At 38.8% G+C, this 21,578-nt stretch carries 25 protein-coding genes; 12 read left to right on the top strand and 13 right to left on the bottom strand.

Features of this window, described 5'->3' with window-relative positions; translation table 11 throughout:
- Positions 1–8 precede the first annotated feature (8 nt).
- Positions 9–272: a hypothetical protein gene (locus tag IHV11_RS12290; protein WP_197127215.1), complete on the bottom strand. Its 264-nt coding sequence runs from the start codon at positions 270–272 to the stop codon at positions 9–11.
- 106 nt (positions 273–378) lie between these two features.
- Between IHV11_RS12290 and IHV11_RS12285 the strand changes: the two genes are divergently transcribed.
- From IHV11_RS12285 to IHV11_RS12275, 3 genes are all read left to right on the top strand, one after another.
- The gene (locus IHV11_RS12285; RefSeq protein WP_197194801.1) at positions 379–1,008 is read left to right on the top strand and encodes a LysE family transporter; all 630 of its coding nucleotides are present in this window, start codon (positions 379–381) and stop codon (positions 1,006–1,008) included.
- A 167-nt stretch (positions 1,009–1,175) separates the two neighbouring features.
- Positions 1,176–2,480 carry an amino acid permease gene (locus IHV11_RS12280; RefSeq protein WP_197195003.1) on the top strand — a complete coding sequence of 435 codons (1,305 nt, stop codon included), beginning with the start codon at positions 1,176–1,178 and terminating at the stop codon, positions 2,478–2,480.
- Positions 2,481–2,642: 162 nt separating this feature from the next.
- Positions 2,643–3,059, top strand: a complete 417-nt coding sequence (locus IHV11_RS12275; protein WP_197127217.1) for a hypothetical protein — start codon at positions 2,643–2,645, stop codon at positions 3,057–3,059.
- Between the two features lie 77 nt (positions 3,060–3,136).
- Here IHV11_RS12275 and IHV11_RS21225 read toward each other — a convergent pair whose 3' ends face one another.
- Positions 3,137–3,523, bottom strand: coding sequence for a hypothetical protein (locus IHV11_RS21225; RefSeq protein ID WP_231620241.1), 387 nt, complete (start codon positions 3,521–3,523; stop codon positions 3,137–3,139).
- Positions 3,524–3,661: 138 nt separating this feature from the next.
- Between IHV11_RS21225 and IHV11_RS12265 the strand changes: the two genes are divergently transcribed.
- The 4 genes from IHV11_RS12265 to IHV11_RS12250 all read left to right on the top strand — a co-directional run bounded on the left by IHV11_RS12265 (position 3,662) and on the right by IHV11_RS12250 (position 7,472).
- Positions 3,662–4,684 carry an NADP-dependent oxidoreductase gene (locus tag IHV11_RS12265; RefSeq protein WP_197194800.1) on the top strand — a complete coding sequence of 341 codons (1,023 nt, stop codon included), beginning with the start codon at positions 3,662–3,664 and terminating at the stop codon, positions 4,682–4,684.
- Positions 4,685–4,752: 68 nt separating this feature from the next.
- Complete coding sequence (locus tag IHV11_RS12260; protein ID WP_197194799.1) at positions 4,753–5,769, top strand: S66 family peptidase; 1,017 nt, start codon at positions 4,753–4,755, stop codon at positions 5,767–5,769.
- Between the two features lie 231 nt (positions 5,770–6,000).
- Positions 6,001–6,792, top strand: a complete 792-nt coding sequence (locus IHV11_RS12255; protein WP_197194798.1) for a DUF4397 domain-containing protein — start codon at positions 6,001–6,003, stop codon at positions 6,790–6,792.
- A complete protein-coding gene (locus IHV11_RS12250) occupies positions 6,792–7,472 on the top strand; it encodes a class F sortase (RefSeq protein ID WP_197194797.1) in 681 nt (226 codons plus the stop codon). Before IHV11_RS12255 ends, IHV11_RS12250 begins: the two co-directional genes overlap by 1 nt.
- Before the next feature lie 80 nt (positions 7,473–7,552).
- Here IHV11_RS12250 and IHV11_RS12245 read toward each other — a convergent pair whose 3' ends face one another.
- A complete protein-coding gene (locus IHV11_RS12245) occupies positions 7,553–8,347 on the bottom strand; it encodes a TIGR00266 family protein (protein ID WP_197190565.1) in 795 nt (264 codons plus the stop codon).
- A gap of 379 nt (positions 8,348–8,726) precedes the next feature.
- On the opposite strand from IHV11_RS12245, the gene IHV11_RS12240 reads away from it, so the two are divergent.
- A complete protein-coding gene (locus tag IHV11_RS12240; protein WP_197190563.1) occupies positions 8,727–9,065 on the top strand; it encodes a MerR family transcriptional regulator in 339 nt (112 codons plus the stop codon).
- Between the two features lie 18 nt (positions 9,066–9,083).
- Here the strand turns inward: IHV11_RS12240 and IHV11_RS12235 are convergent, their stop codons facing one another.
- Entirely contained in the window at positions 9,084–9,932 is an 849-nt protein-coding gene (locus tag IHV11_RS12235; RefSeq protein ID WP_197194796.1) for an SDR family oxidoreductase, read from the bottom strand.
- A 72-nt stretch (positions 9,933–10,004) separates the two neighbouring features.
- On the bottom strand, positions 10,005–10,298 hold the full coding sequence (locus IHV11_RS12230) for a hypothetical protein (protein WP_197127226.1): 294 nt from the start codon (positions 10,296–10,298) through the stop codon (positions 10,005–10,007).
- Between the two features lie 310 nt (positions 10,299–10,608).
- On the opposite strand from IHV11_RS12230, the gene IHV11_RS12225 reads away from it, so the two are divergent.
- Entirely contained in the window at positions 10,609–11,262 is a 654-nt protein-coding gene (locus IHV11_RS12225) for a C40 family peptidase (RefSeq protein WP_197194795.1), read from the top strand.
- A gap of 256 nt (positions 11,263–11,518) precedes the next feature.
- Here IHV11_RS12225 and IHV11_RS12220 read toward each other — a convergent pair whose 3' ends face one another.
- From IHV11_RS12220 to IHV11_RS12210, 3 genes are read right to left on the bottom strand one after another with little or no spacing between them, the layout of a single operon-like run.
- Complete coding sequence (locus IHV11_RS12220; RefSeq protein WP_197194794.1) at positions 11,519–12,025, bottom strand: DMT family transporter; 507 nt, start codon at positions 12,023–12,025, stop codon at positions 11,519–11,521.
- Positions 12,026–12,038: 13 nt separating this feature from the next.
- Positions 12,039–12,743, bottom strand: coding sequence for a Crp/Fnr family transcriptional regulator (locus tag IHV11_RS12215; RefSeq protein ID WP_197190559.1), 705 nt, complete (start codon positions 12,741–12,743; stop codon positions 12,039–12,041).
- Between the two features lie 27 nt (positions 12,744–12,770).
- On the bottom strand, positions 12,771–13,196 hold the full coding sequence (locus IHV11_RS12210; protein ID WP_197194793.1) for a DMT family transporter: 426 nt from the start codon (positions 13,194–13,196) through the stop codon (positions 12,771–12,773).
- 201 nt (positions 13,197–13,397) lie between these two features.
- Between IHV11_RS12210 and IHV11_RS12205 the strand changes: the two genes are divergently transcribed.
- On the top strand, positions 13,398–14,315 hold the full coding sequence (locus IHV11_RS12205) for a hypothetical protein (protein WP_197194792.1): 918 nt from the start codon (positions 13,398–13,400) through the stop codon (positions 14,313–14,315).
- A gap of 252 nt (positions 14,316–14,567) precedes the next feature.
- Here IHV11_RS12205 and IHV11_RS12200 read toward each other — a convergent pair whose 3' ends face one another.
- On the bottom strand, positions 14,568–15,188 hold the full coding sequence (locus tag IHV11_RS12200) for a cell wall hydrolase (RefSeq protein ID WP_231620240.1): 621 nt from the start codon (positions 15,186–15,188) through the stop codon (positions 14,568–14,570).
- 257 nt (positions 15,189–15,445) lie between these two features.
- Complete coding sequence (locus tag IHV11_RS12195) at positions 15,446–16,231, bottom strand: lipase family protein (protein WP_197194790.1); 786 nt, start codon at positions 16,229–16,231, stop codon at positions 15,446–15,448.
- A 184-nt stretch (positions 16,232–16,415) separates the two neighbouring features.
- Here IHV11_RS12195 and IHV11_RS12190 point away from each other — a divergent pair, with 184 nt between their 5' ends.
- Entirely contained in the window at positions 16,416–17,162 is a 747-nt protein-coding gene (locus IHV11_RS12190) for a ZIP family metal transporter (RefSeq protein WP_197194789.1), read from the top strand.
- A gap of 4 nt (positions 17,163–17,166) precedes the next feature.
- On the opposite strand, the gene IHV11_RS12185 is transcribed toward IHV11_RS12190, so the two are convergent.
- Both IHV11_RS12185 and IHV11_RS12180 read right to left on the bottom strand, forming a co-directional pair.
- Positions 17,167–17,580 carry a MarR family winged helix-turn-helix transcriptional regulator gene (locus tag IHV11_RS12185; RefSeq protein WP_197194788.1) on the bottom strand — a complete coding sequence of 138 codons (414 nt, stop codon included), beginning with the start codon at positions 17,578–17,580 and terminating at the stop codon, positions 17,167–17,169.
- Positions 17,581–17,788: 208 nt separating this feature from the next.
- Positions 17,789–19,261 (bottom strand): MDR family MFS transporter, encoded by a 1,473-nt coding sequence (locus IHV11_RS12180; RefSeq protein WP_197194787.1) that lies wholly within the window; start codon positions 19,259–19,261, stop codon positions 17,789–17,791.
- 443 nt (positions 19,262–19,704) lie between these two features.
- Between IHV11_RS12180 and IHV11_RS12175 the strand changes: the two genes are divergently transcribed.
- The gene (locus IHV11_RS12175) at positions 19,705–20,433 is read left to right on the top strand and encodes an AAA family ATPase (RefSeq protein WP_197194786.1); all 729 of its coding nucleotides are present in this window, start codon (positions 19,705–19,707) and stop codon (positions 20,431–20,433) included.
- 43 nt (positions 20,434–20,476) lie between these two features.
- Here IHV11_RS12175 and IHV11_RS12170 read toward each other — a convergent pair whose 3' ends face one another.
- Positions 20,477–21,139: a GNAT family N-acetyltransferase gene (locus IHV11_RS12170; protein WP_197194785.1), complete on the bottom strand. Its 663-nt coding sequence runs from the start codon at positions 21,137–21,139 to the stop codon at positions 20,477–20,479.
- Positions 21,140–21,578 lie beyond the last annotated feature (439 nt).

The raw sequence follows: 21,578 nt of genomic DNA, 5'->3' as shown, positions 1-21,578 counted from the left end.
TTCGTACGTTAATCGTACCTTGTTTCCTGCAGTGCAGCTTGCGTTTCATGAAGATGTCTCAAATATTCTTTGGCATGATGAATGTGTTTCTTTTCTTCATCTGACATTCCTTCACCTGCGTCATGTATGGATTGCTGAGCAGTTTCGAGCCTTAATTTTGCTGTTTGAAAACAAGAGGGCGTTTGGTTTGCTTGAGCTTCTATCATAGCTTCATCCGCACGTTTTACATGGTCTAGTGCTTCTTGAATCTTTGGACTTATTTGATGATCCATTTCTATGATCTCCCATTCATTATTTGATTTTAGGTCTGTTTAGAATTCCCTCCGAATAAGATTTAAGACAAGCATGAGTTGTCCATCTTATACGTGGAGGTCTTCAATGATTATATTTTTTAAATATGTACTGCTAGGTCTATCTCTGGCGGCTCCCATTGGTCCGGTAAACGCTGCACAGATGGACCGTGGAATCAAATATGGATTTTGGCAAGCTTGGATGGTCGGGTTAGGTGCAACCGTTGCAGATGCATTCTATATGCTCATGGTGTACATGGGGCTTGTTAGCTATATCAATACTCCGTTCATCAAAACTTTTCTCTGGCTCTTTGGCAGCTTTGTTCTCCTTTACACTGGAATCGAGACATTCAAAAAAGCTTCAATGGAAAGAAAGAGCAGTCAGCAAGATTACACAGTACATAACAGCAGGAGCTTTCTGGCTGGTTTTCTAATGTCTCTTACCAATCCTCTTACCATCTTATTTTGGTTAGGAATATACGGTTCTATACTCGCAGAAACTGCAACGAAGTATTCGCTGGAAAGTTTACTTCTCTATAGTATGGCCATATTTTCAGGCATTCTCTTATGGGATTTCGCGATGGCTGTTGTATCCAGCAGTTTCCGGAAAATGCTGGCTGATCGCATTTTACATGGAATTTCAAAATTATCAGGATTATCACTGATCGGATTTGGATTTTATTTCGGGTATAAAGGTATATCGTTTTTATTATCGTAAACAAACAGCTTTGGAATTTTTCTAATGCTGTTTTTTTCTTACGCCAATGAATATTCAAACGCTTAAGTAAAACAATAATACTTGTAAAGCAGGAGGGTATTATTGTGAAGAAATCTAGTTGTAATGGACCGGTTCAACCAAATCTTGATCAATCAGAAGCAAAGGATATGGCTTGGTGGCAGCTCTCTCTTGTTGGAGTAGGATGTACAATTGGGACAGGTTATTTTTTGGGATCCACAATTGGGATTCAACTTACCGGCCCTTCAATTGTTTTTTCTTTTATATTGGCAGCTATAGGAACTTATATCGTGTTTCAGTTGCTAGCCAAAATGACAGCGGCTGATCCTCAAAAAGGTTCGTTTTGTTACTATGCCACTCATGCTTATGGAAGATGGGCGGGTTTTAGTTGTGGCTGGAATTATTGGGTCTCGAGCATATTGATCATGGGGAGCCAGCTTACTGCGCTCTCGATCCTTTCTCAATTTTGGTGGCCACATGTTCCGCTTTGGATCTTTGCAGCATTCTACGCGGTGTTAGCCATTATTGTTGTTTTAGCAGGTACGAAGAAATTCGATCAAGTTGAAAATTTGCTGGCTGTCATAAAAGTGGCAGCTATCGTGATGTTTATTATTTTGGCGATTGCAGGATTAATCGGTTTTGTGGACGGTAAAAGCTATGACTTGGATATACCAAGAACGTACAACGGTTATTTTACAGGTGGGTTAAAAGGATTTTGGTCCTCTCTAATCTATGCGTTTTATGCATTTGGCGGAATTGAAGTGATCGGCATGATGGCGATGCAATTGAAAAAGACAGAAGAAGCTTCAAAAGCGGGAACGATCATGCTTTTTATCCTTACCATCATCTACGTTCTATCGATCGGACTTGCCGTGTCTACTGTCGCTATAGAAACATTTGATCATAAAGAAAGTCCGTTTGTTACGGCGATGGAAAGGTATCATCTAGGTTTTTTCCCTCATGTATTTAATGGTGCCATCATCGTAGCTGGGTTTTCAGCGATGGCGGCAGCTCTATTTGGAGTGACCAACTTATTAAGGACGCTTGCAGAAGATGGAGATGCTCCAAAATTGTTTGCGAAAACCATAAAATTTAAAAAACTGCCGCTTCCTGCAATGGGTTTAGGAGCAGGAGGGCTTTTAGCAAGTATTATCACAGCCCTACTTCTCCCAGGGAAGATCTATGAATACATTACAACCGCAGCTGGGATTTTACTTCTATTCAACTGGTTGTTTATCATTATGTCTTCGATGAAGATGTTGCAGCAATCCTTATGGCTGAAGATGATTTCGATTGTTGCTATCCTATTAATTTCTTTAGCCGTTACAGGAACTTGGTTTGAAGAAACAATCCGGCCGGGGCTATACGTTAGTATCGGAATCTCAGTGATTATAGGGATCGTTTCAATGATTATACAAAAGAAACGAAACGATCAAGAAGGTAATATGATTTAATTCTGCTAATTTAAATCACTCGCTTCTCTTTAAAGCATTAACACCTAAATTTTTGAAGGATTATAAGCCTATTTACTCATATTGATACAAAAAATGATCTGATTCGACATCCACTTCGTTAGCTTAGTGCAAGACAAAAAAATTACAGGAGTGTGATGAATCATGATGAAGAAATTTGCGAGTACAGGACTAGCTTTGGGATTGTTATTAGGTGGAGGTACTGCATCCTTTGCTCAAGATGACAACACCACTGTAGATCTTAGCGCGAAGCTCAATGCTGCGATTGAAAATAATGAAACCGTAACTTCCGCTGAATTTGTAGCCTGGGCAGAAGCGAATCATTGGGAGATGTCCGATCTTCAAGCTTGGGCAGAAGCAAAAGGAATGACAGAGAGTGAAATTCAAGCTTGGGCAGAAGAGAATGGCTGGAGTGAGGAAGACAGCGCTTCTTTAGATTTAAACTTAGATGCTAGCCTAGATCTGGACAACATTTTGGATCGTAATGACAACGACCACTGGGAAGACGATGAAAATGATGACGAAGGAATTCTTGATGATATCCTTGGTGATCTATTATAAGAAATGTGAACAAAGAAAGCCGTTCCCGAGGGAGCGGCTTTTTCTTTATACTCAGAATGTATATCTTGTTTGCACGATCAACCAAAACATACGAAGTTTCGAATCTGGGAAAATTGGTATCGTACACGTTGTCTGCGGCCGCCTATCCAAATATAGCCGGTAACGCTGTTTTGACGAATTGCTACAGGGAAGAACCAAAAATCACGACCAAACTGACCTGGGCGACGAAGCCCTAAGAGTCCCCAATTTCCTAAACAGCTGCACAACCGGGCACGAATTTGAGGAGGTTGGAATGTTTGAGTGAAAAAAGGTTGTGGTATTTGGCTTTGGGCAAATTGTTGTGGCGGTGGAGAAAATGGACCTGCTTCATCTTCTTCCGTTTGGCGTTCTAAATAGTGTGATTCATCTATGGAATGCTGATGTTGATGATAATATGGGTGATTGTTCATCGGATTATTATTCATAAGTTTGTTTCCTCCTTCCACTAAACAGTTTGTTCGATATATGAATATGATAGCTGTTCCTTTTGAGTAGCTTGTTCGTTGTACATAATAGTAAAATCAGAATGAAATGGGCTATATGATGGAGGTTTAATGTGAAGAATGAAAGCAATGACAATCGATCGTTACGGCAAGGACGTAGCATTACAAGAAACAGAAATGCACAAACCTGAAATGGGTGATCAGGATCTTTTAGTCAGAATACATGCCGCAAGTATTAATCCAATTGATTTTAAGATTAGAGATGGAAAAGTAAAAATGCTGTTATCTTATGACATGCCACTAATTCTCGGTAATGATTTTTCAGGAACCGTCGAGCAGGTAGGGAGTAAAGTTTCTACGTTTCAACCGGGAGACAAAGTGTATGGAAGGCCAAGAAAAGATCGAATTGGAACATTCGCCGAATTTATTTCGGTACACGAAGATGATGTAGCAATCGCACCAAGTAACATTTCTTTGATTGAGAGTGCTTCTCTGCCGCTAGTTGGCCTGACCACTTGGCAAGCGCTTCATGATGTAATTCAATTGAAAGAAGGACAAAAAATTTTAATCCACGCTGGTGCGGGTGGGGTTGGTACATTTGCGATACAGCTTGCAAAAGCCATGGGGGCATACGTAGCCACTACAGCTAGTGAAAAAGGATACGATCTTGTAAAGTCTTTGGGAGCTGACGAGATCATTAATTACAAAGAACAAGCTTTTGAGAAAGTCCTTAAAGGTTATGACGCTGTTTTTGATACGTTAGGTGGACCTTCTTTAGAAAAATCATTCGAAGTGTTGAGACCAGGTGGAAAGATCGTTTCAGTTTCTGCCGTTCCGAATAAAGAATTTGCAGAACAAAACAACATGGGTTTATTCAAAAAAGTGATTTTTTCTATCGTGAGCAGAAAGTTAACGATGCTTGAAAAGAGACACAACGTCCGCTACCATTTCCTATTTATGAAGCCGAGCGGAGAACAGTTAAGAAGGATTGCTCATTTGGTAGAAAAAGAAGATATCGTACCTGTGATTGATAAAGTCTTTTCATTTGACGATGCACAGAAAGCAATTGAATACGTGGAAACAGGGAGAGCGAAAGGTAAAGTTATCATCAAGGTGGAATCACCTCTAATTGCAAAAGGTTGAAGGAACTCTTACTTACTTTGTGGAAGTTTAGTGGACACAGAAAAATACAAAAAGTAGGATGATTTCAGATGATTAGATATCCATTATTAAAAGAAGAAGCATCAATCGGAGTAACTGCCCCTTCATCAGGTGTACAATCGGCTTTTCATGACATGTTCAAGCAAGCCTGTCTGCGAATGGAGAATAGAGGCTATGAAGTAACTTGTGGTGATACGGTATGGACGCAAAATAAGGCGAAGTCTGCACCAGCAAAAACACGAGCTGTTGAATTTAATGAGATGGTAAGAGACCCAAAGATAGATGTAATCATCCCTCCTTGGGGTGGAGAGCTATTAATCGAAATGTTAGAGCATGTTAATTTCACGAATTTGCCGAATAAGTGGATTTTAGGTTATTCAGACACAAGTACTCTTCTCCTTCCCATCACTTTGAAAACAGGAATCGCCACAGCACATGGCACAAATTTTGTCGATTTAAGAGGTGAGTACTCTGATGAAACCACAGCAATGTGGGAAAAGGTACTCTCTACAAGAGAAAATGATATCGTTCTTCAGAAGTCTTCTGAGAAATATCAAAAAGAGTGGCAACACGACGCACCAACACCATTCGTGTTTCATCTAACTGAAGATACAGAGTGGAAGACGGTCTCAGGTAAATACGAAAAGATTTCTGGACGTCTGCTTGGAGGTTGTATTGATGTGATTCGTCATCTGGTAGGAACACCTTATGGCGACGTCGCTCATTTTAATAAACAGAAGATTAATGGAGAACCCATCGTTTGGTACTTAGAGAATTGTGAAATGAACACAGCTGATTTGAGAAGATCACTTGTTCAAATGAAGCTAGCCGGCTGGTTTAATAATTGTTCCGGTATTCTGTTTGGCCGAAGCCCTGCAAATGAGCCTGTTAATCATTACACAAAGGAAGACGTGTATAGAGAAATGGAAGATGAGCTGAAAATACCTATTATTTACGATGTGGACTGTGGACATGTACCACCTCAGATTACTTTTATAAACGGGGCTTACGCAGAAGTTGAGGTTGAAGGTGGTAGAGGGAAGGTTTCACAGCATTTTCGTTCATGATAGCGTCTTATATCATTAGTACAGTTGAAAATTTGAATAAAGAATAATTTAGAAGTTGTCTCCTTAGTGAAGGGGACAACTTTTTTTCTGACCACAATTATAGATGAGATGGTAAATTGTAAAAAATTTAAAAATATGGTTTAAGTTTAAAGTTTAAGTGGTACATAGATTATACAAACATATTACATTTATTGTGCATTTGTTTGTATACCCTTTGTGAGGAGAGATGAAATGAAAAAGTTTTTTGGGTCTGCACTAGCTGCAATCATGATGTTTGCTTTGATGGCATCGGGGGTTTTCGCTGAGTCTAATGATGCGATGGTTCGTATTGTACATGCTTCGCCTGATGCACCTGCAGTTGATGTCTATGTAGATGGAAAACCAGTAGTTGAAGGGGCTGAATTCAAGGCAGCAACTGATTACATGCCATTGCCAGCTGGCGAACATAAAGTTGAAGTCTTTGCAGCAGGAACAAAAGATAATGCAGTCATTTCACAAAGCTTAACGGTAGAGGCAGGTAAAGCTTATACGGTAGCTGCGGCAAACATGTTAGAAATGGTTGAGTTGGTAGTAGCAGAAGACTCCATGCAAGCAACTGAAGGAAAAGCAAAAGTACGTATCGGGCATCTTTCTCCTGATGCGCCAACAGTGGATGTTGGTTTAATTGGTGGTGATGCTTTGTTTAGTGGAGCTTCATTCAAAGCATTCACAGATTATAAAGAATTAGATCCAAATACGTATGATCTAGAGATCCGTACTTCAGACGGTACACAAGTGCTTGACCTCTCAGGAACAAAGCTTGAAGCAAATATGGTATACAGCGTGTACGCAATTAATACTGCTGATAAACTTGAAGTATTAGTTCTACAAGACTCAATGGTGATGCCATCAGAAATGCCTAAAACAGGAATGGGTGGAGCATCTGATGAGTCATCATCAAACTATACAGCAGGAATCATCGCAGCAGTGGCTGGGTTTGGAGCAGTAGCGTTTGTCCTATATCGCAAACGTACAGCTCAATAATGATGAAGAAACAAATAATCTTATTTACAACCATATTCCTGCTGAGCAGTTGCTCAGCAGGATATAACTCTGAAAGTGATGAGAAACAAAAGTATAGGCAGAACGAGATTCTAGTTTCATCACAAGAAGAAAGAGGGAAAACAAATTCAAAATCAGCCCAACAAACCGAGTCTATGATGAAAATGAATAACGAGGATACAAAAAAAGATCGGCCAGATGAGACTGAATCTATAGGTATTGTTCCAACAAAAATAGAGATTCCAGCTTTAAAAGTTAGCGCTTCTGTAAACGGACAGGGACTAAACAAAGACGGACAGATGGAAGTACCAGATAACGGGGAAGATGTTGGTTGGTATGAACTGGGTGCTAAGCCGGGTGCGAATGGAAATGCGGTTATAGCTGGCCATGTGGATGATTATACGGGACCTGCTGTATTTTATTATTTAAAGAACTTGAAAGCTGGTGATCTCATTCACGTTTATGGAAAAGAAAATGAAAAAGTTTCTTTTCAAGTGGAAAAGGTTGTTTCCTATAAAAAAGACGAAGCACCTTTACGTGTGATTTTTGGACCTAGTCAGCAGCCTAGGTTAAACCTCATAACATGTACAGGTGTATATAACAGGAAAAACAATGAACATGAGAAACGGTTGGTCGTTTATGCAAAGCGAATCAAACAATAAAAAGAGCAGAGACCATCTACTGAAGATGATTCTGCTCTTTATTTGTAACTATTACATCTGTTTAACGCTCATCTTCTCAATCAATCTCCATTCAACATGCCGAACACGCCTTTAGCAATGCTGCCTTCATCGCTAGATCCACCTCTATGAGGAGCTGCAGCAAAGACACGACTTGCTAAGCGACTGAATGGAAGAGATTGAATCCAAACCGTTCCCGGTCCTCTTAATGTGGCAAAGAACAAGCCCTCACCACCAAAAAGCGCTGTTTTCACGCCTTTAACCATCTCGATATTATAATCGACACCGCTTGTCATCGCAACCAAGCATCCTGTATCTACACGCAACACTTCTCCAGGTGCCAATTCTCTTTTATGAATGGTTCCACCGGCATGGACGAAAGCCATCCCATCGCCTTCAAGCTTCTGCATGATAAAACCTTCACCACCGAAGAAACCTGCTCCAATTTTACGTTGAAATTCTATGCCGACTGTTACACCTTTCGCAGCCGCTAAAAATGCATCTTTTTGGCAGATCACTTTACCACCAAGCTCACTTAAGTCCATTGGAATGATTTTCCCAGGGTATGGTGAAGCGAATGAAACGTGTTTCTTTCCGCGCTCTTCATTCGTAAATGTTGTCATAAACAGACTCTCGCCTGTCAGAACGCGCTTACCGGCATTAAAAAGTTTACCCATTAAACCGCTTCCGCCTGATGAACCTGAACCGTCCCCAAAGATGGTTTCCATCTCGATGCCGTCTTCCATCATCATTAATGCACCAGCTTCAGCGATTACCGTTTCTTTTGGATCTAACTCTACTTCGACGAACTGCATATCATCGCCGTAAATTTTATAATCGATCTCGTGGTTATTCATGTTCTGTTCCCCCAATAATGTTTAATCTGTGTTTCCTGAGACCATTTCAAAGTTTGAAGATTTACCGTTTTTGTATAATTGAATGGTTTCATAGGCTTTGTTTAATTCTACCTCATACAATAGTTGTTTTTCTATGTTCTTATCTTCATAATCAGCAATCGTCTCTTCTTCATCGAAGGCTCCTTAAGATTACTGAATGCACAAGTTATTACGCGTTAATAATCTTTTAGTTTCAATTAGTGTTTAAAAAAATTTTGTCACACCTGTTAAGGCTTGAAGGATATGAAAACGTAAGTGAGATAATCTAACAGCTTTGTTGAAAGAAAGATTCATTGAGATATAGTAAAAAGAGGGGGTAGGGCGAAGGAGTGGCTACACTATGTCTTTTGAAAATACACCATATAAAGATAAGAAGGTTATTTCAATAGGTATTGTAAGTGAGTTAACAGGATTGTCATTCAGACAGATTCGTTATTACGAAGAAAGAAAATTGATCTTCCCAGAACGTACTGAAAAAGGGACGCGGAAATATTCGTTTTCGGATATTGAGAAGCTGGTTGAGATTGCAAATAAACGAGAAGACGGAGTACAAACACATGAAATTAGAACTGAGATGAAAAAGGGGAAAGAAAAACAGTCAGAAAAGAGTTTGCTTAAAGAGATGCTTCGTGGCCAATTTAATGCTCATTTTAAGAGCAATCATGATCGAACATCATAAAAAGGCAGTCTCGGGTGACTACCTCTTTTTGTTTCCTACTAATCTCATTGTAATTAACCTTTCTAGTATCTTCCATGGCAGGATGCTTTTTAGCCATAACGTTAATCTCACACCTTTGCCAATCGGATAACGGAGTTTAGGAGTTTTTGTAGAGATAGCAAGTTTAGTCACAAGGTTTGCGACATCAATAGGGTTTCCATGACCTGCCTTGCTGCTTTCCATGTTTTTCAGGAGTGCATCCATATAAAAGGAATAAGGAGACTGAGAATCGATAGTCAAGTTGTCGATCGAAGACCAAATGTTTGTTTGATAAGATCCAGGTTCTATAAGAACGACATCTATTCCGAACGGTCGCAGTTCCAAACGCAAACTTTCGCTGTATCCTTCCAACGCGTGCTTAGATGCCGTATAAGGTGATAGACCAGGAAACCCAAACTTTCCAGAGATGCTGCTCATATTAATGATGCGCCCTCGCTTGTTTTTACGCATGAAGGGAAGGACGGATTGGGTAACTGCCATAACACCAAATACATTTGTCTCAAACTGCAGACGATATTCATTGATTGATAGCTCTTCTGAAAAACCGCCAAGTGCATATCCCGCATTATTTACTAAAAGATCAATGTTAGGAAGCTCTTTGATATAGCCTTTAAATGTTTGGATAGAATCTGTTGATGTTACGTCCAGAGCATGAAGAAAAATTTGGTCACTTACCTTGTTTTCGTCTGCCAACTTTAAAAGAGCTTCCGCACGCCCGACATTTCGCATCGTACTCACTACATTAAAACCGGCCTTTGCAAGTTCAATTGCACAATACATACCAAACCCGCTAGAAGTGCCTGTAACAATGGCTGTTTTTCTGTTCATTTCAATCTCCTCATGATAAAAAAGTTCGTTAAGTTATGTACTAAACGTAAACGAACTTTTCTAAGCAATCAACTATTTATACGGATTGTTTGGCCGCTTATCTCGATAGTTGTAAATGACAAACACGAAACCTGAGTATGATCCAACCGCAGCTACTCCATAGATGATTCCCATTACGATTCCAGTCCAAAGACTATGTGGGTGTGCAATTAAAACAGATATGATTAAGCCTAGCATGCAGGCGATCGTTGGTATCCAAGCAGAGATGTAAGGAAAGAAGATCTTGAGGATTTCAATCATGATAATGATGGCGGGTATAGCAATCAATGCATCCCAAAAGTTAGTAAGAATGAACGGGAACTCCAAATAGATGCCTCCTTACCCTTTTTTGCCCTTTATATACTCTATACAGAATACAGCTAATCTTTCCTTCTATTTGTCCACATTCCCCAAAAATTTATTTGGATGATGTTTGTGCCGTTTATAGTCTAGTTACGTATGGTACTACTTCATACCTACCTCTTATTTCCTTTACCTTTTCAAATATTACAATGTGTAATTTCTCATACATTCTGCAGAAAATTGTTAAACCGCTGTAACTCCCTCACAATGTCTTTGTCATCTCTGCCTGTTAGTATGAGACAGGTCAGATTAAATAAGAAAAGGGGATGTTACTTTGAAAAAAGCAGCAGCAGGATTAGCAATAGCAGGTGTCGTGGCGTTCAATCCGATAGTGGGTGAAGCCGCTCTTGGAGATCAAATGCTGAAACCTGAGACGCAGCATTCAGACGTACAAGACCTCCAACAAACGTTAGATAAAAAAGGATATTTTTCATATAGCAAAACAACGGATTATTACGGTGACTATACGACAGATGCGGTAAAGAAATTCCAAGCAGATAAAGGTATCACAGTGGATGGCATCGCAGGTGATGAAACATTTAAAGCGTTAGGAATCGATACTTCAGAAAGTGATTCTTCAATTGTTGATGTAGCTAAAAAGTACGAAGGAATAGCTTATCAATGGGGTGGAGCGTCACCAGATGGTTTTGATTGCAGCGGATACTTACAATATATCTTTGACGAAGCAGAGAATGTTGAGTTACCTCGTACAGTGGATGATATTTATGCAGAAGGAACAAAGGTTGATTCACCAGCAGTAGGAGACATCGTATTCTTTGATCTAGAAGGTGACGGGCCGAGTCATGCTGGTGTATATATCGGGAACGACCAGTTCGTACATGCTTCTTCTTCAAAAGGCGTAACAACTTCTGAACTTAATAGCTCTTATTGGTCAGAAAGCTATATCGGAGCAAAAAGTTACGAATAAATTTCATAAGCATGTGAAAACGTCCACTTCAAGTGGGCGTTTTTTTTATGGTGAAGAAGCTTTAGCGGCGAAACTGATTGAAACTCAGGTGTCAATCACTTTGTTGCAGGTGGAACTTGGGCACTTGTAGGTGATCATTAATGTGTTACAGGTGAAAAACACCACTTAAACGGCGACCATGTAATAAATATAATATCACGTACCGTAACAGTAATAGAGACGCATAAAAAAAGATGACCACGTTAGAAAACGTGAATCATCTCTCGACAGATGCACTTTGCTTTAGCGTATGCTTAACCACCTTTGTGACTTTAAGGTGTTCAGCGCGACTTCCACCAAACTTAAACATGATAACGCCACCGATAATGACGAGCACCCCTAATAACTGCTGAGAGGTAAACGGTATTTTTTCGAGACCGAACAAACCGAGTGAATCCCACATGAGTGCAGAACCTAGCTGTGACGTCAGGACGATTGATATCGCAAATGTTGGACCGAGCAGTCGTGTACCTTGTACTAAACAAACAACAACCCCGACACCAATCAATCCGCTGAACCAAAACCATGTCTCCATGTTCTTCAGTACGAACAATTCTTTTCCTTCAAAAACAACACCTAGTGTCATGGAAGCAAGAAACCCTAAACCTAACACAAGAGCTGTAGTCGACCAAGTTCCTGCGTGGTCATTGACTCGGGTATTAAAAATATTTTGCAGACCAACAAGTATGCCTGCCAGAATTGCAAAGAGTAAACCGATAATCATGTTGCACGCTCCTTTATTTTTCGTATATATTCCGGTGATTAGCTAGTTCACTTAAGCCTTCTCTATTCTTCACTTCAATGAACCCTTTATGCCGTTCCACAAGGCCATCTTTAGAAAGGTGTTGGATGACTCGGTTCAAGTGGCGATAGCTCGTTCCGATCAAGTTAGCGGCATCTATAAGATGACTCGTGCTCAACTTACCGCTATATAAAGCATCGGATTCGTCAAAACAAACCGACAAAAGATAGCTCGCAAAACGAACTTCGACCGGATACAGAAGATTAAAGCTTAGAGAACTTGATTTTACATAAAACTTCTTGGTGATCACGTTCAACAGAAATTTTAAGAGCGGAGTATGATCGCTACCGTATTTTTTCAACCAGCGGTGATGAATAGCGATCATATGCACTTCAGAAACGGCTTCAACCGTATTGATAAAGTCAGTTCCTTGAACGTACTCAATATCACCTACAACATCTAGAGGTGTTTTAAATGAAAGAATGAGTGTTCTTCCTTCAGGTGAGGTGTTGAAAATCTTCAGTTTTCCTTTTACTAACAAATAGAGGTGGTTGTAAGGATCACCTTGTGTACAGATTAATTCACCATGATCATAGCGGTATAATGTTAGATAAGGTAGAAGCTCATCATTTAAAATAGGTTTGATTTCAAAAGTCTGCAAATAATTCTGAAGCAGCTCAGGATCGTGAATTTCTCTCAATTTTCAAACACCTCATCTCATTCTTCCTTAAAATTTCAAGATGACAACTCCCGCGATCATCATCGCGATTCCAATAAATTGTGGAAGCTTCATCTCTTTCTTCAATACACCAAACCAGCCTTTGCCATCGATTAAGAACGTGATCGCTAGCTGTGAGATCAAGATTACCGCGATCGTTAATGTCACACCTATAGAGTGGATTCCATAAATATTTCCATAGATGACGACTGCAGCAAATGATCCTCCCGTTAAATAAATCGGTCGTACTTTCTTAAATTCTTTCCATTTTTGATCTTTTACGATCAAAACAATTAAGATGGCTGCGACAAAACCAGTCAATTGAGTAATCGTGGCTGCTTGCCATGAGCCAATATCCTGGCTGATCCGTGCGTTCGCTACACCTTGCAGAGTAATAAAGGCGCCGGCAAAAAAAGCAAACATTATTCCTTTCATTTCATCACTTCCCAATACAAAATTCTATAACCATTAAAGAATAAGAGAGGATATGTTGGGAAGGACATATGTCCTAAAACTTTAAAATGTATGTTACGCACATGATAGTTACATGATGAAATGTTCCTTTTCCTTTCCACTTTTACATATTTCGTTTAAAATAAAAAGCTGCACGACAATCTCTATGAAAGAGGTAAGAATATGAAACGATTAAAGAATTTATCAAATAATACTAATAAAAACAATGAACAATCAGCAGAATTTAAGAATCGTGAAAGCTGGTTAAAGATTATTATCATCGGTGCTTTTGCTTTATTGATCTTTTATAAAATAGCCACGGCACCATTCGTATTCCGCTTTTCAGATTTTATTTCCGTATTTAGTTCGTTGTTCGCTATAACCATATCTCTAATCTATTTTAACAAGGTCAGCAAGTTAGAGAAGATGATTGAGTCTTTCACGTCCAAAGAGAGGGCTGTTCAGACTTATGAAACATCTCCGGCAGCAGCTGCAGTAGTTGATGAGCCTGAACAAGAGCAATTAGAGCTGTTCGAGGAAAAGGAAGAATTGATTGAAGCTCCTGTTTCTGAAGTAGAAAAAGATGAAGTAATTGAAGAAGATGAAAAAGAACAAGAAGGAAAAGAAGAAGTAATAGATGAAGAAGAAATCTGGGAAACACAGCGAATAAAAGAAGAAGAGCTAGCCAAGATTGAGATGGATAAAACACAGATCTACAACGAGCTCTTTACACGTGCACAGTTAAGCAACGAAGAAATGACATACTTTAACGAGAAAATCAGAGAAAAAGAAACGGAAAGCTTTAACACAAAACAAGAATTGAATCAGTTTAAAGATCGTATTCAAAATGTGTTCAAGAAAACTCCGCAATTTTTCCAAAAAAGAGATTCACGGATCGAAGGAATTGTTCGCATGATGAATCCAGTCACCCTCAAGAATGCGTCTCTTGAAGACTTAAATCAGCGTATGGATCAAGTGATTGATGTTATTCCTGAAGAAACGCTAAATTCCTTAATTAGAGATGGATTATTAGATGAAACATACCACCTGACACGCTCTGGTTACCGTGAATTCATGCACGTAAGTAAAACATTTCAATAATAAATGATAGAAAAAAGGTGTGCCTTTGGATTAAGGGCATACCTTTTTGTATATGTGTAAAGCTAGGCAGGACAATATATACAGATTGTTCGTTCAGAAGAAACAGGAAAAATAATTTCACGGTAATTCAGATTATATTCACGGTAATCAGCAATAATTTCGCGGATAACTAGCATAATTTCAGGTATAAATTAATTTAAACAACTTTCGACAAAACGACATCCTCACCACAACAAACAAGTTCTCACAAATTTATTTTGCAAAAAGGTGATTGCCGATCTTCGTAACCGAAGCTCTTGAAAATATCCAGGTATCCGTTGCAAGTTCAGGGTTGTAGTAATAAACAGATCCGTAAGTCGGATCCCAGCCTTTCATTGCGTCAAGCACTGCACGATATGCATAGCTGGACGGCTTTAAGTGATATTGCCCATCATGAACGGCTGTAAATGCGTTTGTCTGATGAATAACATCACTTACATGACTAGGGAATGCAGGATCTTCTAAACGATTTAATATAACAGCGGCTACAGAAACTTTGCCTATGTAGGATTCACCACGTGCCTCACCGTGAACAACACGTGCCATTTGTTCTACATCTTGTAGCATTAAAAAGGTAGCAGGACCAGCAATGCCATCTGATGAAAGATTCGTCTCATACTGAAAGTTAGCAACTGCTCGTTTAGTAATAGGGCCATAATATCCAGTAACAGGTCCATAGAATAAACCAAGTACTTTTAGTTTTTCTTGTAGGATGGAGACCTCATAGCCCTGACTTCCTTCAGTTAATAGTCCATGCGCTTGAACTTTAGTCGGAACGAACAAAAACGCCAATGCCACAAAAAAGAGTACCAGCTTACTTAGTAGGTTTCTCATTGTAATCACCCTTCCCTTCATGATTTCTATATATTATCAATAAAGGATGATTTAAACATGAAGCGCATTCTCTATTTTTTTGCAGCAGTACATGTCCCTCTAAAGTAGGGAAATATGACAATTCATGTTACAAAACTACTAACTCGTTATATAAGCGTTTCAATGCAGAGTGAACGGGTAAATAAATGGATTGGTTAAGAAACGATCCTTACATAAAAATAAACCCATTTAACATTTTGTTAAACGGATATTGTCAATCACTCACAAATCGTGGATTCAGGAAAGAAGCCCGGATATTTGTTGCAAAGTTTTTTGTATTCAATTGGATATTGCTTGCTTAAAAAATGAATATAACAGAGGATTCTATGATTTTGGATATATTTTCTGTTCTTAAAATTCAGTTGATATTCCTGTCCAATAGGGAGGTTTAAAAGAGGCTTGTTCTTAAAAAAGAGAGGAGTCATGCAATTTGAGATGGCATCGTGCACATTTACAACTCGGATACTGTTTATCACTTCTTCATAGAACTTTTTAGTAAAATCTTCATTAGCGATCGGCAAACTAGCAAAACTATAGAGAATAGGATTTATAAAATTAGTGTTAACTGCCGCATCAAGTGTGAATAATGCAGCTAGACTGCCACCAAGGCTATGACCTGTCACGAGTAGCTGTTTATCACCTGTATATAGCTGGTTGATATCCGCTAAGAGAGCATCTCGAAATGTACTATAAATCTTTGTGATTCCTCGATGAGTTAACCCGCTATCCGTAACATAGATATATGGGACTTGTGAAACATCTAGGTATGAGCTTACGTTATCGATGGTCTTTGTTCCCCGAAAAGCCACAACGAGTGAATCCTCAGATTCAGCAATAAATCCAAATGTTTCTCCTGAATCTGAGACGATTGCACGTTTCATCTCGTAATGCTTCGGTAATTCAATCGTGCTAAGTTCGTGAACGATATAGGCTTTGTAAGACATCACTGCCAAGAATAGAGCCATTTCTCCATCGAACACAAATAACTCTTTTGTTATTTTCATACAAAATCACATCCTTCACTTATCCGATTTAATAGTATATGAAGGAAGCAGTGGACAAGTATAGACGCGTACACTGAGAGAATTAACTATTTTTCTTTAAAGTGGATGTCGTGGTTTATTAAAAGAGGAGATCGATACATACTAGTTGAGTGTACTTATTTGATAGTGGGAGAGGAGTTTGTAGATGACAAAAACAGTTCTTAGTTTCATATTTGTAATCGGGTTTGCACTTGTCCATTTAAGCTCTAAGTACTTAAGTTTTATTAAAGACTCTCCACGAAGTAAATTTTTATCTTTTTCAGGGGGCGTAGCTGTTGCTTATGTTTTTCTACATTTGCTCCCTGATTTAAACTACTATCAACAAAAGGTAGGGGAATCGCTTAAAAAAGGGATTGGACACTACGTAGAGGACCATATTTATTTAATTGCGATGCTCGGTTTGGTACTTTTCTATGGGCTAGAGCGGTTAGTCAAGAATTCAAAAAAGAAAAAAGATGCACAGTCAAACTCTGAAGAAGTTGCTGTTTCTTCAGGTGTATTCTGGATACACGTGACATCGTTCTTCCTATACAATGCGGTTATTGGCTACTTGCTCATAAGAGAAGAGTACGAGACGAAATGGGGAATGTTTTTCTTCTTTTTGGCATTGAGCATTCACTTTGTCGCCAATGATCATGGCCTGAGAAAGGATCACAAACAAAAATATGACAAGTATGGAAGAGCGTTGCTTACAGTTGCGATTTTAATTGGTTGGGCAGTCGGAGCTATCACCGTAGTTCATGTACTGATCGAATCTATATTAGTTGCTTTGTTAGCTGGAGGTATCATATTAAATGTCCTAAAAGAAGAACTTCCAGAGAATCAGGAAAGCAGTTTTGTCGCGTTTATCGCAGGATTAACTGGTTTTTCGATACTGATGATGTTGGTTTAGAAGATTAGTCATTAATTTTCTTGAAAAGCTCGTTTAACTTTGTAAAAGAAAGCTTTTCTTCAGATGTTAATGGTGAAAGTGATGAAGAAATAATTTCGTTTTTTTTAACCAGCAACCTAGTGATTTCCTGTGAACCATTCTCTGTTAAAGATACATAGACTTTTCTGCGATCAGATTCTGTATATTGCCGATGGACCATTCCTTTTTTAGCAAGTCGATCAATAAGAGTAGAAGTTGAAGCTGGAGTTGTATCGATTTTTTTAGCAAGTGCAGTTATTGTTTGATTTTGATTCTCAAGCAAATAAATCATCGTTTCTATTTGAAGATAATTCAGTTTTTCATCATGAAGAAATGATTCTTTAAAATTTTTAACAAATTTAATCAGTTCGTAGATCTCAAAGTTGTTATTGTTATTCATAATCATTCTCCTAAAGTAAATGAAAAGACGACACTTCTTATTAAGTGTCGTCTCATTTTACTTGATTTTTAAATATTAAAACTTTATATTTTTAACTTTATTAACTTATTGCCTACTGTAACATAGTGTATACACGTGTTCAATTTGAAATAAATGGATGAAGGCTTGCCGAAGCCTTCATCATTGACAACTAAAAGAAAAAAATAATTTATCGAATGCTAGAAGAATGAATCTGTTCGTTCTGTTCATTTCTATATTTCAGTAGTAGAAATGAGATTCCAATCCCGATTACGGTTAAAAGAAGCGTAACACCGTAAATAGCATGAACCCCAGAAGCAATTATTTCTTGAAGTTGATCCAATTGGCTAGCTTTTAGTTCACCACCGTGTTCAAAAGAAGCGTTCAAATCAAGGTCTTGTCCCGCTTTTTCAGCTTTAGAGATGGTAATCAAGTTAAAAATCGTTCCGAAAACAGCAGATCCGAGCGTCTGGCTGAATGTATTCGTAAATGTATTTGAAGCTACAGCTACTCCGCGTTTGTTGGAGGGTACAGAAGCTTGAATGATTAGCATGTAAATTGGCGTAATGAGTCCCATCCCAAGGCCAAGAACACCTGAGGCAATATAGATTAAGTATGTTGGAGAATGAGCATCTAACAGATAGAAAAGTAATGAAGCCATGCTTACTACGCTAATTCCAAGAGTAATAATCCAATTATCCTTTAACCGTCCTACTAAGTTGCCAGCAAGAAGTGAACCTAAAGTCCACATAACAGGAAGTGGCATCAAAACAAAACCAGCTTGTGTAGCCGTTTTCCCCATAACTCCTTGGCTCCATATCGGTAAATAAATCGTGATACAAATAACGACAGCACCAGATATCAATGTGAGTGAGTTTACGATCAACACACTCTTATTGGTGAAAAGGTTAAGTGGAATGAGTGGTTCAGGTGATTTTTTTTCTATATATACAAACAGTACATAAAGCAGGATCGCAGTTAGGAATAGTCCGATAATGATAGGGTTGCTCCACTCTTGAGTTTGGCTGCCTGTTAGAAGTGCATATAGAAAAGCGATCGTACCAAGGGAAAACGTGACAGCTCCCCAATAATCAATATAAGGTTTACCTTTTGTAAGCTTTTCTTTGTAATTTGCTGCGAGCATGAAGAAAGCAAGAAGTCCGAACGGGATATTTAAGAAGAAAATATATCGCCATGATAGCGTGTCAACAAGAAAACCACCAGCTAAGGGTCCAAGAACACCAGCAACTCCCCATACTGCTGAGATCCAGCCTTGTGCTTTCGCTCTTTCCTTTGCCTCAGCATACAGATCTCCAATGATCGTCATCGTAATCGGCATAACTGCACCAGCACCGAGCCCTTGAATAGCACGGTAGAAGATGAGTTGTTCCATTGACATGGCGATTCCGCAAAGAGCAGAGCCTATCAAAAATAGAATAATACCTGCAAGAATTACCTTTTTCCGGCCGAATAAATCCGCAAGCTTTCCATAGATCGGAGTCGATACGGCAGTAGCCAGCATATAAACCGCGTAAACCCAGCTCACCAGTTCAATGCCGGAAAGATCGCTCGTGATACGTGGAATGGCTGTACTCACAATCGTACCTTCCATCGCAGCCAGAACAGTTACTAGCAATAAAGCGGTCATAATTTGTTTTCTCATATATGTCCTCCTTCGTAAAAAAAATGACAGAATCATAAGTAGTTCACTTTGTTAAATGAATAATAAAAAAGAGGCTAACCAAGAAATTAGTTTATCACGTCATTGGGGGATTAGCTATCTTGCAGTATTGCAGAAAGGGGATGGATTAGGCACTGAGCTGTAATTGGACAGATTATTCCCATGTTTGGACAGATTCCTCTTTAGATCGGACAGATTATCTCAGACATTGGACAGATTAGCCTCTAGATCGGACAGAATATCTCAGACATTGGACAGATTATCCTCTAGATCGGACAGATTATTCCCAAGTTTGGACAGTTTCCTCTTTAAATCGGACAGATTATCTCAGACATTGGACAGATAACGATTATAATCGGACAAATTATGACTGAAAGCGGTGAACGGCTGATCTCGTTTGTTATACTTTTTAATAGGTGATGCTAATGTTTTTAAAAAGAATAAAGCTGTTATGTGATGAAATTAAATCATTTGAAGAGTTTCCGTTCACTATTCCTGCAATCAGTAAACTGGATGAGATACATCTCGAAAAGAACGTGACTTTTTTTGTAGGAGAGAATGGAACGGGGAAATCGACGCTGTTAGAAGCGATCGCGGATAAGTGTGATTTTCATACAGCAGGTGGTGGTCGCAACAATATGTACGACGTGTACGCTTCGGAATCAGATCTAGGAGATTATATTCGCCTTTCGTGGTTGCCGAAAGTATCGAACGGGTTCTTTTTACGTGCAGAATCGTTCTACAGCTTTGCTACTCATCTTGAGGAAGTAGACAATACAGGATTCCGTGATTATGGAGGGCGGTCCCTTCATGAACAATCTCATGGTGAATCCTTCCTATCTCTTTTTTTGAATCGTTTTAAAGGAAAAGCGATCTATTTACTAGATGAACCTGAGGCGGCCCTTTCACCTTCAAGACAACTCACTTTCTTAAAGATTATTCATGATTTAACAACCCAAGGTGATACGCAGTTTATAATTGCGACTCATTCTCCGATTTTATTAGGTTATCCGAATGCAGATATACTAAGTTTCGATGATGGAAAGATATCTACCATAGATTATGAATCTACAGATCACTTTCAAGTAACCAAGTACTTTTTAAATAATAGAGAGAAAATGATGAAAGAGCTTCTTAAAGACGATGATGATTAATTGAATTTGAAAATGATGTAAATGAAGCAAGGAGAACTAGTATTTATGTATCTAGTTCTCTATTTGTCGTTAAGCCAAATGGATCATAGATCATTACAAAAGTAGAGAAGGGAATCTCATCACTCGTAATCTCTTCAACGAGTGAAAAACCTAAGTGCTTATAGATTCTCACATTTTGCACTGTTTCTGTTTGAAGCAAACAAAAGGTTCTTTTCTCGTTGGTTTCTGCAACAGCGGCACTCATCATAGTGGTCATGTGACCTTGATGTCGGTGGAGTGGGTCTACGCATACTGAATCTACCAACAGAAAGTTTTTATAGTTATTCTTATAATAGTTAAGTTTGCTGTTAGATGATTGTAAACGGCTCGCTTTTCTCAAAAAATCTACTATAGATAGTTGTATGAAAACACCGGGCAGACGAAATGCGCATGATAGAGCAGCAAGTATTGATTTTCCTAGCTTTGTTTTCTCTCCGTGCTGAGATACACAAAAGAGTCCCTCTACATGATCAGAAGTTACATATAGTGAGCCGTTAGATTGCAGAATACGAAGGACCATAGGGAAGACAGAACGTAAAATTTTTCTCCTTTTATTCGGGATAGGAAAAAAGTACACAAACATTGGATTATCATTAAACGAATTCGTTAAGACTTCACTTGCTTTTGTGAGGTGTTTTTTTTGCAGTTTTTTTAAGTGATCATACATGAAGTAAACTCCCTTCAATGATGAAATCCAACAATATGTCTGCGAGCCTAGCATTACTCTAATGAATATCATTTACTGGGAAAAATCAAACTTCTATGTTAACTTATGTGAATATTCTAAAAAGGTGGTTGAAAGATGATTAATTACGACGGAAAAATATTCGTGTCAGTTCAAAACTCTTCGAACGGTGAAGTATCCTCACAAACAACGTTTCACTACAAACAAGAGGGGAATATCGTGACTGCTTCCTAAGGAGGTGGAGATATCTTAAAAGGCACGTTAATCGGAATAGCTAATGAAGATGGCAGCTTGAACTTCAGATACAATCATGTGAACACATCTGATGAAATATGGGGTGGGGCATGTGTTTCACAACCTGAGATCTTGAGTGATAGAAGGATTAGATTGTATGAAAAATGGAGATGGGTTGAGGGAAGCT

It is taken from the genome of Fictibacillus sp. 26RED30, from assembly GCF_015903845.1.
In the GTDB taxonomy this organism is placed as follows: domain Bacteria; phylum Bacillota; class Bacilli; order Bacillales; family Fictibacillaceae; genus Fictibacillus; species Fictibacillus phosphorivorans.
Note: the sequence above shows the minus strand (reverse complement) of the source record. Positions and strands in the feature narration are given on the sequence as shown.